At 40.5% G+C, this 12,277-nt stretch carries 10 protein-coding genes; 3 read left to right on the forward strand and 7 right to left on the reverse strand.

Going from position 1 to position 12,277, the window contains the following annotated elements; all coding sequences use genetic code 11:
- Positions 1-65: 65 nt before the first annotated feature.
- On the forward strand, positions 66-1,475 hold the full coding sequence (locus tag AB6N04_RS16575; protein WP_369309325.1) for an MFS transporter: 1,410 nt from the start codon (positions 66-68) through the stop codon (positions 1,473-1,475).
- A gap of 80 nt (positions 1,476-1,555) precedes the next feature.
- On the opposite strand, the gene AB6N04_RS16580 is transcribed toward AB6N04_RS16575, so the two are convergent.
- The gene (locus tag AB6N04_RS16580) at positions 1,556-3,052 is read right to left on the reverse strand and encodes an MFS transporter (RefSeq protein ID WP_369309326.1); all 1,497 of its coding nucleotides are present in this window, start codon (positions 3,050-3,052) and stop codon (positions 1,556-1,558) included.
- A 96-nt stretch (positions 3,053-3,148) separates the two neighbouring features.
- Here AB6N04_RS16580 and AB6N04_RS16585 point away from each other — a divergent pair, with 96 nt between their 5' ends.
- Together AB6N04_RS16585 and AB6N04_RS16590 are read left to right on the forward strand one after the other, a co-directional pair.
- Positions 3,149-3,691 carry a TetR/AcrR family transcriptional regulator gene (locus tag AB6N04_RS16585; protein ID WP_369309327.1) on the forward strand — a complete coding sequence of 181 codons (543 nt, stop codon included), beginning with the start codon at positions 3,149-3,151 and terminating at the stop codon, positions 3,689-3,691.
- Between the two features lie 72 nt (positions 3,692-3,763).
- On the forward strand, positions 3,764-4,663 hold the full coding sequence (locus tag AB6N04_RS16590; protein ID WP_369309328.1) for a hypothetical protein: 900 nt from the start codon (positions 3,764-3,766) through the stop codon (positions 4,661-4,663).
- Between the two features lie 72 nt (positions 4,664-4,735).
- Here the strand turns inward: AB6N04_RS16590 and AB6N04_RS16595 are convergent, their stop codons facing one another.
- From AB6N04_RS16595 to atpG, 6 genes are all read right to left on the reverse strand, one after another.
- Positions 4,736-5,902 carry a hypothetical protein gene (locus AB6N04_RS16595; RefSeq protein WP_369309329.1) on the reverse strand — a complete coding sequence of 389 codons (1,167 nt, stop codon included), beginning with the start codon at positions 5,900-5,902 and terminating at the stop codon, positions 4,736-4,738.
- Between the two features lie 130 nt (positions 5,903-6,032).
- Positions 6,033-7,865 (reverse strand): glutamine--fructose-6-phosphate transaminase (isomerizing), encoded by a 1,833-nt coding sequence (gene glmS, locus AB6N04_RS16600; RefSeq protein ID WP_369309330.1) that lies wholly within the window; start codon positions 7,863-7,865, stop codon positions 6,033-6,035.
- A 173-nt stretch (positions 7,866-8,038) separates the two neighbouring features.
- The gene (gene glmU / locus AB6N04_RS16605) at positions 8,039-9,409 is read right to left on the reverse strand and encodes a bifunctional UDP-N-acetylglucosamine diphosphorylase/glucosamine-1-phosphate N-acetyltransferase GlmU (protein ID WP_369309331.1); all 1,371 of its coding nucleotides are present in this window, start codon (positions 9,407-9,409) and stop codon (positions 8,039-8,041) included.
- Between the two features lie 126 nt (positions 9,410-9,535).
- Positions 9,536-9,961, reverse strand: coding sequence for a F0F1 ATP synthase subunit epsilon (locus tag AB6N04_RS16610; protein WP_369309332.1), 426 nt, complete (start codon positions 9,959-9,961; stop codon positions 9,536-9,538).
- A 21-nt stretch (positions 9,962-9,982) separates the two neighbouring features.
- Complete coding sequence (atpD, locus tag AB6N04_RS16615) at positions 9,983-11,365, reverse strand: F0F1 ATP synthase subunit beta (protein WP_369309333.1); 1,383 nt, start codon at positions 11,363-11,365, stop codon at positions 9,983-9,985.
- A 34-nt stretch (positions 11,366-11,399) separates the two neighbouring features.
- Positions 11,400-12,263 carry a F0F1 ATP synthase subunit gamma gene (atpG, locus tag AB6N04_RS16620; RefSeq protein ID WP_369309334.1) on the reverse strand — a complete coding sequence of 288 codons (864 nt, stop codon included), beginning with the start codon at positions 12,261-12,263 and terminating at the stop codon, positions 11,400-11,402.
- Positions 12,264-12,277 lie beyond the last annotated feature (14 nt).

Raw genomic sequence — 12,277 nt, forward strand, 5'->3', positions numbered from 1 at the left:
TCTATTATCCAAGCTATTACTTGGATAATACTTTTTTTTCCCTATTCCGTCTAGCGGGTCTCTCTATGAGCAATGAAACATCGACTTTACCACAGGCTAAGTGGGCTGATTTACTCAGCGGTACCAATGCATTACTGACTATTGCCCTTACTGGTGGCGTTGCATTACATGCAATCAATATTTATATCGTTACCACAATCTTACCCACCGTCGTTAATGATATTGGTGGCCTTGAATATTATGCATGGAATACTACATTATTTGTAGCTACCTCGATTGTCGGATCCGCACTTTCAAGCAAAGTACTCGACAGTTTTGGCCCGAAATTGGCGTATTTAATTGCCTTAGCCCTCTTTTCTCTCGGTTCTATTTGGTGTGCGGCCTCACCATCAATGTTGGTTTTACTGGGAGGACGTGCATTACAAGGACTCGGAGGGGGAATTTTATTTGCACTCAGTTACGCACTAATACGTATCGTATTTAACGAAAACTTATGGTCTCGGGCCATGGGCGTGGTCTCAGGGATGTGGGGAATTGCCACATTATGCGGTCCAGCTATTGGTGGGATCTTCGCACAAGGAGGTCATTGGCGCTGGGCATTTTGGGCATTGCTTCCTGTCGCTTTATTTTTGGCACTTATTGTGATGAATCAATTACCTAAAAAACAAGCTCAATCATCACACAATAATAAGATACCTTTCTTAGCGATATCATTATTAGTGATTTCAGTACTCGCAATTTCCATTGGCAGCTTATCTGACAAGCCATTGATGAACCTAATTGGTTTAATTGTCGGCATTGCCACGGTAATTACTATGGCGCATTTAGACGGTAAAAATGGCAAACGAATTTTACCTACTGGCGGTTATTCGTTGAAAAACCCGCTTGGTGTAATTTTCTTAACAATGTGTCTACTCGTCGGTGGAATGACAACTGAAATTTACGTGCCCTATTTCTTACAAACGATCCATCACTTTTCACCACTATCCGCGGGGTATTTAACGGCAATCATGGCCGCGGGTTGGACAGTTGGCGCGTTATTTAGCGCCAATAAAACAGGTACAATAGTTCTGAAGATCATCAGAACAGGTCCAATCATTATATTTACCTCACTGATATTATTAGCTGTTTTAACTTATAATCAGCGACTTACTGATTCATTACCATTATTGATTGTTTATTTAGTGGCGATGGCCGGTGTGGGATTAGGGATTGGTGTTTGCTGGCCTCACCTTGTTTTACGCGTTTTTAATGCCGCCCCTGAAGGTGAAGAAAACTTAGCATCTTCATCTGTCATCACAATCCAGCTCTATGCCACTGCCTTCTCCGCTGCTCTGGTTGGTGTAGTCGTAAACAACAGTGGGTTAATGAACCCCGGGGGCATTGTAGGTGCACAGCAAGCCTCTATTTGGCTTTTTGCGTTATTCGCTCTTAGCCCATTATTGGCTATCTTTTTGATCCGTAAAATAAAATGAAAAAAGGGCGCAGCGATATCGTTGCGCCCTCCTAAAAGGCTTAACAGATATGAATTAAACTTATTGCTCCTTTTTAGCTACTAAGCCGATAACGCCTTTTTTGATCGTAAGAAAACAGGTAATACGACGATACTGATTAACAAAACAAAAATGGTTGCGACCATAACGGCTAAAAAGGCATGATCGAAAGCAATATTCGCCTGATTAACCAATAAACTGGCTGTTTCTTGTGGTAATTTCTCCGCAACCAACAAAGCTTCATCAATACTGTCATACACTTTATCGCTAACCACTAAACTTTCCGGCAAAGAGAGCTTTAAGGTATACATCGCACTCATTAACCCGCCCATAAATGTCACACCAAGTACGCTACCAATTTCATAGGCGATTTCTTCAATAGAAGCTGCCATTCCTGCTTTCTCATCCGGAGCATTTAGCATCACTGTCGTCGAAGCCGTTGTGAAAATAGCCCCTAAGCCAAAACCTATCAAAAAGAGGAATAAAAGTAGCAAAATCCCTATCGAGGTTTGGTATACCATTGTTAAGCCAACAACCCCAATTAACGTACAAGTAAATCCCAAAATAGTGAGTTTTACTTCACCTAATTTATGAAGATACATACCCGCTAATGGTGCAGCTATCACTGAAGCCAGTGGAATTGGAATGATATATAACGCAGCTTGGAAGGGCGTATAACCTAAAACTAGCTGTAACCGTTGACTAAATAATAATTCAACACCAACGATGACCACGATGGATAAGACCGCCATCAGGATCCCCGCACCAAATTTAGGATGTTTCAACAAGGTAAAATCAATCATTGGTGATTTTGACGCCATCTGACGACGTTTAAATACAACCAAAAAGAAGATCCCTATTGCCCCTGAAATCAGTACACTTGCCCAATCCGTATAAGGTTTTCCCAGTTCTTTTAATGCATAAATAGCACCAATCAAACCAATTAAAACGAGGATCGAACCTAAGACATCAATTTTTTTACTACCTTGACCACGACACTGTGGGATCAAGAAGTAAGCAAATGGAATAACCAGCAATACAACGGGAACATTAATGAGGAAAACAGAACCCCACCAAAAGTGGTTAAGTAATATTCCACCAATTAAAGGACCGATCGCAGCCCCCCCTGAGGCCACCGCTGACCATATTCCAATCGCCAGCGCCCTTTCTTTCGGGTCTAAAAAAACATGCCGAACAATGGCAAGTGTCGCAGGCATGCTCACCGCAGCACCAACAGCAAGAAAACCGCGCGATAAAATTAAACTCATTGCGGAGGGGGAAAATGCGGCGCACAAAGAAGCTAAACCAAATAAGGGTAGCCCCAATAAAAACATCCGCTTATGACCAAATTTATCGCTTAACATTCCTGCGGCAGGTAATAACCCCGCGACAACCAACGGGTAAGCATTCATAATCCACAATTTTTCGGATGATGTCGCCCCTAAATCGTGCGTTAATTTGGGTAATGCGGTATAAAGCACAGTGACATCGATAACGATAAGAAACAAGACGCTTGAAACTAACAGAAGTACTATCCAGCGTTTATAATCGGCTAACATAAAAAGTTCTCTCAATGCGTTTAATTGATCATTCTTTATTGATGATCGTGCTATAATATAAATCCATACGTATGTATTGAAAAGGGGGTTTCCTAAATGGGACGTCAACGAACAATCGACAGAGAAAAATTGCTTGATGCAGCTGAAGATATTGTTATTCATCAAGGTGCTGCGGCTCTAACGATTGATGCCGTTGCTAAAGCGATGGATATCTCCAAAGGGGGCGTTCAATACTGTTTTGGCAACAAAGATGCCTTAATTGATGCGATGTTTGAGCGTTGGGGCCAGTCCTACGATACCGTTTTTAATCAAGCAATTGAACATGATAACTCCCCTGAAGGGCAGGTTTTGGCGCATATGCAAGCCACCCACCAGCACGATAAAATCGCAATGGCAAAAGGCGCTTCGTTAATGGCATCATTGTTGCAAACCCCTGAATACCTTGAAAGCACACGCATTTGGTATCGTGAGCGTATTGCAAACCTCGATACATCCACAGAAAAAGGCAAATTAGCCAGAATGGTATTTCTGGCAACAGAAGGGGCATTTATCCTGCGCTATATGGGATTCATGGAAATTGATGATAATGAATGGCAATCTATATTTAGCGATTTGGAAAATTTATTGAAAAACCATTAGTAACATCATTTTTTTAAATAAATAATCTCCAAATTCAATACTATTGAATAACATATTAAAATGGAGATTATTATGAGAAAAATCATTACCCCTGTTATTCCAAATATTAACTATCATTACCAACCGCAGAGGACAAACAAAAATTTTATAATTGATAATATAAAAAGCATAAATTCAAACAATAATAATATAAAAATTAATGAACCTAGCAATAAAAAACACTACAAATTTAATGTTGATATTCCCTATCTTGCATCAAAAGAAAAGAAAGCCAATCCTATTATTGATAAAAAAGTACCGGTAGAACCGGTAAGTAGAAGCAAACTCGAAGATATAAAAAGCATCAATTATTTTGTTAGAAGGATAAAAGAAGAAAACATACATTATATATCAGGAAATAAAAAAGGCATTATTTATCGAGGTGATCTTAATATTGCCAACAAGGGAAAGCCTACAACTTTATCTCTCGACGGTTTCAATTATTTAGGTCATGGCACTTATGGAACAGCCTATCGGGTTGGGAATTTTGTTATTAAAGTTCCGTTTTATAACACTTATAAAATCAATCCTCAAAGCAATGTCCATCGCTGTTCTAACTTACTAAATGAACTAAATAAAAATCCTAATTTTTCTAGAGCCATTACTCTGGACAATGGAAATGATATTTTAATCACGAAATATATTTCTGGAAAAAATGTTGAAGACGATGAAGCTTATGATTTTGTGAAGCAAAGAGGCAGAGTCATTTTTGATTATGGTTCTGAAGGCAATGTTAAAATAGATAACAATGGGAAAAAATACATTATTGATGCTGACCTCATCGCACAGCCTATTGAGTTAAAGCGATATCCCTCATTAGGCACCTTAACAATCCGCAAAATTTATAAAAAAAATTTTATTAAAGCCCCTCTTGAAACAAATGAAGTAGAACCGCGCTATTACCACGAGATAAAAGATCTTTTACCGAAATAAACGGACTCAATGGGTACTCTCATTGAGAATACCCATTGATTATCATGTTAAAACTATATGATTAAATACAATTTAAAGAATCGAAAAAATCCCTCTATCATCCTCAATCATAATTTTATTTAATGGCGTATGAATTCCGCCATCATCCGTATGCAAGATAAAAACAAACAAAACCTGGCAAAGCGCTGATTGAGGATAATTTTTAGGCCGATATTTTGAATAAATTTGCCATCCATTTGCAAGATACCTTTCGTGCATTTTTTTTATTGCATCAACAACAGAGTTAGCGGCTTGCCCCTTAGTTATCGTAGTCGATTTTTTTTGATAATACACAAAGGCATCAGTAATCGTTTTAGAAATAATATGAAAAACTTGCCCAACAGATAGGTGTTCTAATAAATTAGTAATGTTTTTTATTGTTTTTTCACCAATTTTAAAAGATGTAAAACCATATTCATGCATTTCATTATTAAGATAAAAAAAACACTCAAATAAATTATTTTTCTTACATAGCTTCATTAATTCATCTTTATTTTTATTTAAAAACTCAACATTGGATAATTTATCTTCTAGCAAATCGATAACAATTGATAAATTATCTGTTTCTGTAACAACGACCTCCCAGCACATCGACATTTTATTAAAATAAATATAATCATCACTCACATTTAATCGTTCTAAATTAGTCACAGAACTAATAGCAAGCACACCGATTGTATACAGCTGTTCAATAATGATACTGTCAAATTCATAACTCGGAGTCAGCTTGTTACACTTCTGACTGTCAAGACTTTCTAAATACATTAGATTTTCATCTGCACTATGGCGTATCAGTGCAAGTAAAAAGACACTATCTTCAAAAGAAAGATCATTGATACTTATTGCTTTTTCTTTTTTATAAAGCATCATTCCATCAATATACTCTATCTTTTCTAATCGTTCTTTTTCATTTTCAATACGAATACAATTAATACATATATGTTCTAAATTACTTAAATGACTAAAATGGCTTCTATCTCTTAGTTGCTCCATTTCACCACATGAAACACATTGTAATTTTAAACTATAGGCCTTACAGCTTTTAGCCGCTATCGCTTTTATTTCTTTAGCTTTTAACTGTAGTTTTTCTTCTAATTTAATCATTGAATATGAAAATCGACCATTTTCTTCAACCTGCCAATATAATTGGCACAAATATTCATATTCTTTATCAATAATATCAATAGATATAATTTCCATATTTTGTTTCCTTGTTTTTTTATCATGTTATATTAAAAAAAACAAAAAATAGAAGCTATATTTTATGAATAATAATAAAAAAGGCTCATTACAATTAAATAATGAGCCTTTTATTAATCAATCTGAATGATTACTCAACCGTCACTGATTTCGCTAAGTTACGTGGCTGGTCAACGTCTGTTCCTTTAATTAAGGCAACATGGTAAGACAATAGTTGCAATGGAACGGTATAGAAGATTGGCGCGATCAGCTCTTCAACGTGTGGTAGCGAAACAATTTTCATATTTTCGCTTGCAACAAAACCAGCGTCTTGATCAGCAAACACATACAGTAAGCCACCACGTGCACGTACTTCTTCAATATTGGATTTCAGTTTTTCCAATAATTCATTGTTAGGAGCAACGATAATTACGGGCATGTCTGCATCAATTAACGCTAATGGGCCATGTTTTAACTCACCCGCAGCATAAGCTTCAGCATGAATATAAGAAATCTCTTTTAATTTCAATGCACCTTCCACAGCAATAGGGAATTGATCACCACGACCTAAGAATAAGGCATGGTGTTTATCAGAGAAATCTTCAGCCAGTGCTTCGATAACTTTATCTTGCGATAACATGCTTTCTATACGTGCAGGAAGCGCATGTAATGCATGGGAAATACTTTCTTCCAGCTCAGGGTTGGCACCTTTCAAGCGCCCCATATACGCCACTAACATCAGTAAAACAGTTAACTGTGTAGTAAAGGCTTTGGTTGATGCTACACCAATCTCTGCGCCTGCTTTTGTCATCAATGCAAATTCAGATTCACGAACCAAAGAAGAACCCGCAACGTTACAAACGGCTAACGAGGTTAAATAGCCTAACTCTTTTGATAAACGCAGCGCAGCCAGTGTATCCGCCGTTTCCCCTGATTGAGAAAGGGTGATCATCAAACTATTTTTACGATACGCAGGATTACGGTAACGATACTCGGAGGCGATTTCCACATCACATGGGATCCCCGCTAAGGATTCAAACCAATAACGCGCGACCATACCTGCATTATAAGAGGTTCCACAAGCGACAATTTGGATATGTTCAACTTGGGAAAGAATTTCGTTTGCTTTAGGGCCTAATTCGCTTAAATCGATGCCATTGTCTTTATCAAAACGCCCTTCAAGGGTGTTCTTAATCGCCATTGGCTGTTCGTAAATTTCTTTTTGCATGTAATGGCGATATACGCCTTTATCACCTGCATCATATTGAACATTCGACTCAATTTGCTCTCGCTCAACGGCTTCACCACTTTTATCAAAAATGCAAACCGTACGACGAGTCACTTCAGCAATATCCCCTTCTTCAAGGTAGATAAAGCGGCGAGTCACTGGTAACAGTGCCAGTTGATCAGATGCTAAAAAGTTTTCGCCAACACCCAAACCGATAACCAATGGACTACCAGAGCGTGCCGCAACTAATAATTCAGGAATACGGCTATCCATAATCACTGTACCATAGGCACCGCGTAGCTGTGGGATAACACGTTGAACCACTTCCACCAGCGAGCCACCTTTTTGCTGTTCATGGTGAACTAGGTGCGCAATGACTTCGGTGTCAGTTTCTGAACTAAAGACATAACCGAGTGTTTTCAGTTCTTCTTTCAGTTCTAAATAATTTTCAATAATACCGTTGTGAACAACAGCAATATAACCGGACGTATGCGGATGCGCATTACGTTCACTTGGAATGCCATGAGTCGCCCAACGGGTATGTGCAATCCCTGTCCCGCCAGATACTGGATTTTTCTCTGCCTCTTCCGCCAGCATTTGCACTTTGCCCACTTCACGTAAGCGTTGCAAATGACCATCGTGGTCAACCACGGCCATACCCGCTGAGTCATAACCACGATATTCAAGACGACGAAGACCTTCTAACAGAATTTCTGCGATATCACGTTGTGCAACAGCACCTACAATTCCACACATAATTTATTGATTCCTAGACAAAAAGTTTCTTTCTTTAGAAACCTTCATTTGTCGCGACCTAATTGTTATCCAGCTTTTGCTGTTCCCCAGCCTTGTAGAAAATGGGGATATATTTTTATAATTTACTGCTTTTTTATATTCAAAGGGGCAATGGGCCCCTTATCAAAATGGATTTATTTTTTCTTCACTGGACGCTGCCAGTTTTTAATGTGTATCTGCTTAACGCGGCTAACCACTAATTCGTCTTCATTGATATCACGAGTGACGGTGGTACCCGCCCCAATAGTGGCACCTTTAGCTACCGATACAGGGGCAATTAACTGGGTATCAGAACCAACGAATACATCATCACCGATAATGGTTTTATGTTTATTCGCACCATCATAATTACAAGTGATGGTTCCTGCGCCAATATTCACGTTATCACCAATTTGCGCATCCCCAAGGTAACTTAAATGCCCCGCTTTCGAGCCTAGACCTAAAGAGGCATTTTTCATTTCAACGAAATTACCCACGTGCGCTTTAGCCGCTAATTTAGCACCAGGGCGTAAGCGTGCAAAAGGACCAACCGTACATTCGGCTGATAATTCAGAGTTTTCTATGACTGTATAAGGGCTAATAATTGAGTTATCGCCTATGACACAGTTCTTTAAAATACAACCAGATTGAATTTGTACGTTGTTACCAAGCGTGACATTCCCTTCGATAATCACATTAGTATCGATAATAACATCACGTCCATGAGTCAATGTACCGCGGATATCAAAACGCTCAGGATCAATTAACATTACACCCGCAAGTAACAGTTTTTCTGCTTGCTCTTTTTGGTAGACTCGCTCAAGTGCAGCCAATTGCAAGCGGTTATTAACTCCTTCCATTTCACTTAAACGGCTTGGGTGAACCGTCGCCACCTTGTTACCTTCTTTATGAGCAAGGGCGATAACATCGGTGATATAATATTCACCTTGCGCATTATCATTGTTCAACTGAGCCAACCAACGTTTAAAGTCTTTTCCGCTAGCAACCATGATCCCGGTATTAATCTCTTGGATTTTACGTTGCTCTTCAGTCGCATCTTTTTGCTCAATGATGCCGACAACTTCATTATTTTCGCGGATGATACGACCATACCCCGTTGGGTTATCTAACATCACGGTCAGTAAACCAATACCGCCTTCTGGTTTAACTTCAATAAGTCTATCCAAGGTCTCTTTGGCAATCAGTGGCACATCGCCATACAACATGACAATATCTTCGTCATCTTGGAAATTTGGGGCGGCTTGTTGCATTGCATGACCCGTACCGAGCTGTTCTGCTTGCAAAACCCAATTTAAATTCTGCTCACCCAATTTTTCTTTCAGTAAATCACCGCCATGTCCGTATACCAGATGGATATCTGATGCACCAATTGATTTTGCCGTATCAATTACGTGCTGAACCATTGGTTTGCCCGCAAGTAAATGCAAAACTTTAGGCAAATCTGAATACATCCGTGTGCCTTTACCGGCAGCTAAAATTACGACACTTTTTCTTTGCACAGTCATTTTTCCTGAAACTCCAACTTTGGGATGAAAGTAAACCTATTTCCTGTCTAAAATACTACATATTTCGCTCAAATAAAAAAGCCAGTTAGGTTTAACCAACTGGCTTTTTTTACTATACCGCTATCATTACATTAGCTTTTTAGTTAACTCGATGACTCGAAGTTTCGCTATTGCTTTTGCAAGTTCTGCCGATGCCTGAGCATAGTCAACATCGCCGTGAGCTTTACGGACGTGTTCTTCCGCTTTGCGTTTAGATTCCACTGCACGAGCTTCATCTAAATCTTTACCACGGATCGCTGTATCAGCGAGTACGATAACACCGTTTGGTTGCACTTCTAAAATACCGCCAGAGAGGTAAATTAGTTCTTCTTCGCCAAACTGCTTGGTAATACGTACCATGCCCGGTTTTATGGCAGTCAGCAGCGGGGTATGCTGTGGGTAAATCCCCAGCTCACCTTCACTACCTGTCACCTGAATTTTCTGTACTAGGCCATCAAACATTTGTTTTTCAGCACTAACAACAGTCAGGTGGTATGTCATTGCAGCTACCATATCAACCTCCTGTCAGCTGGATTAAAGCTTTTTCGCTTTTTCCACAGCTTCTTCAATGGTACCAACCATATAGAACGCTTGTTCTGGCAGGTGGTCGTAATCACCGTTCAGGATACCACTGAAGCCACGGATAGTGTCTTTCAGGGAAACGAACTTACCTGGTGAACCGGTAAATACTTCAGCAACGAAGAATGGTTGAGACAGGAAGCGCTGGATCTTACGAGCACGAGCAACAACCAGTTTGTCTTCTTCAGACAGTTCATCCATACCCAAAATTGCAATGATATCTTTCAGTTCTTGGTAACGTTGCAAAATAGACTGAACGCCACGCGCAACATCATAGTGCTCTTGACCAACAACGAGTGGGTCTAGCTGACGGCTAGTAGAATCCAGAGGGTCAACCGCTGGGTAGATACCCAAAGATGCGATTTGACGGCTCAGAACTACCGTTGCGTCTAAGTGAGCAAAGGTTGTTGCTGGTGATGGGTCAGTCAAGTCATCCGCAGGAACGTAAACCGCTTGTACGGAAGTGATAGAACCCGTTTGAGTTGAGGTAATACGTTCTTGTAGAACACCCATCTCTTCCGCCAGCGTTGGCTGATAACCTACCGCTGATGGCATACGACCTAACAGTGCTGATACTTCAGTACCTGCTAAGGTATAACGATAAATGTTGTCAACGAACAGCAGTACGTCACGACCTTCGTCACGGAATTTTTCAGCCATAGTTAGACCAGTCAACGCAACGCGCAGACGGTTTCCTGGTGGCTCATTCATCTGGCCATAAACCAGTGATACTTTATCCAGAACGTTTGAGTCGGTCATTTCATGATAGAAGTCGTTCCCTTCACGAGTACGCTCACCCACACCGGCGAACACTGAGTAACCTGAGTGCTCAATCGCGATGTTACGGATCAGTTCCATCATGTTTACTGTTTTACCTACACCCGCACCACCAAACAGACCGACTTTACCACCTTTCGCGAATGGACAGATTAAGTCCATTACTTTGATACCGGTTTCCAGTAATTCTGTTGAGTTAGCTAACTCTTCGTAGCTTGGTGCAGCACGGTGAATTGACCAGCGCTCTTCTTCGCCAATATCACCTTTCATATCAATAGGCTCACCCAGAACGTTCATGATACGTCCTAAAGTTGCTTTACCTACTGGTACTTCGATTGGGTGCTCTAAGTTTACTACTTGTAAACCACGGCTCAGGCCATCTGATGTCCCCATTGCGATACAACGGACAACACCACCACCTAACTGTTGTTGAACTTCCAACACCAGTTTTTCTTTACCGTTAACAACCTCAAGAGCGTCGTACACTTTTGGTACGTCATCTTGAGGGAACTCGACGTCCACAACGGCGCCGATTACCTGGATAATCTTTCCAGTAGCCATCTTGAATCCTCTACGTAATTCGTAAACCTAGCTGTTAAACCGCGGAAGCACCCGAAACGATTTCGGTAAGCTCCTGAGTAATGCTGGCCTGACGAGCTTTGTTGTAAACCAACTGCAACTCTTTGATCAGGTTTCCACCATTATCAGTAGCGGCTTTCATCGCTACCATTCGTGCGGCCTGCTCACTAGCCAGGTTTTCAACGACGCCCTGATAAACCTGCGACTCGATATAACGACGTAGCAGGGTATCCAGCAACGCCTTAGGATCGGGTTCGTATATATAATCCCAAGACTTCTTCTTCAATGTTTCGTCATTGCTTGCAGGCAATGGCAGTAATTGAAGAATAGTTGGCTCCTGAGACATTGTATTGATGAACTTATTCGTCACCACATACAGTTTATCCAAACGCCCTTCATCATAGGCTTGTAGCATAGTGTTAACTGGACCAATCAAATCTGAAAGCGTTGGGTTATCCCCCATTCCAGTCACTTGTGTTACGACATTGCCGCCCACAGAACCGAAGAATGACACCGCTTTAGAACCGATTAAAGCCAAATCAACCTGAACGTTTTTCTCAGACCATGACTTCATATCTGTAAGTAGTTTTTTGAACAAGTTAATGTTCAAGCCACCACACAGGCCACGGTCTGTAGAAACAACCAGATACCCGACACGCTTAACTTCACGCTCATCGAGATATGGATGTTTATATTCCAGATTACCTAACGCTAGGTGACCAATCACACTGCGCATGGTTTCTGCATAAGGACGGCTGGCCGCCATGCGTTCCTGCGTTTTACGCATTTTGGACGCAGCGACCATTTCCATCGCTTTAGTGATCTTTTGTGTATTTTGTACACTTCCGATCTTGGAACGTATCTCTTTTGCGCCGGCCATTTCTGCTTCTCCTT

It is taken from the genome of Providencia rettgeri (genome assembly GCF_041075285.1).
GTDB classification, from domain to species: Bacteria; Pseudomonadota; Gammaproteobacteria; order Enterobacterales; family Enterobacteriaceae; genus Providencia; species Providencia rettgeri_G.

Excerpts from the sequence above, each read along its gene's own strand:
- AB6N04_RS16575 (WP_369309325.1), top strand. The coding sequence starts at position 66 with ATGAGCAATGAAACATCGACTTTACCACAGGCTAAGTGGGCTGATTTA.
- AB6N04_RS16580 (WP_369309326.1), bottom strand. The coding sequence starts at position 3,052 with ATGTTAGCCGATTATAAACGCTGGATAGTACTTCTGTTAGTTTCAAGC.
- AB6N04_RS16585 (WP_369309327.1), top strand. The coding sequence starts at position 3,149 with ATGGGACGTCAACGAACAATCGACAGAGAAAAATTGCTTGATGCAGCT.
- AB6N04_RS16590 (WP_369309328.1), top strand. The coding sequence starts at position 3,764 with ATGAGAAAAATCATTACCCCTGTTATTCCAAATATTAACTATCATTAC.
- AB6N04_RS16595 (WP_369309329.1), bottom strand. The coding sequence starts at position 5,902 with ATGGAAATTATATCTATTGATATTATTGATAAAGAATATGAATATTTG.
- glmS (WP_369309330.1), bottom strand. The coding sequence starts at position 7,865 with ATGTGTGGAATTGTAGGTGCTGTTGCACAACGTGATATCGCAGAAATT.
- glmU (WP_369309331.1), bottom strand. The coding sequence starts at position 9,409 with ATGACTGTGCAAAGAAAAAGTGTCGTAATTTTAGCTGCCGGTAAAGGC.
- AB6N04_RS16610 (WP_369309332.1), bottom strand. The coding sequence starts at position 9,961 with ATGGTAGCTGCAATGACATACCACCTGACTGTTGTTAGTGCTGAAAAA.
- atpD (WP_369309333.1), bottom strand. The coding sequence starts at position 11,365 with ATGGCTACTGGAAAGATTATCCAGGTAATCGGCGCCGTTGTGGACGTC.
- atpG (WP_369309334.1), bottom strand. The coding sequence starts at position 12,263 with ATGGCCGGCGCAAAAGAGATACGTTCCAAGATCGGAAGTGTACAAAAT.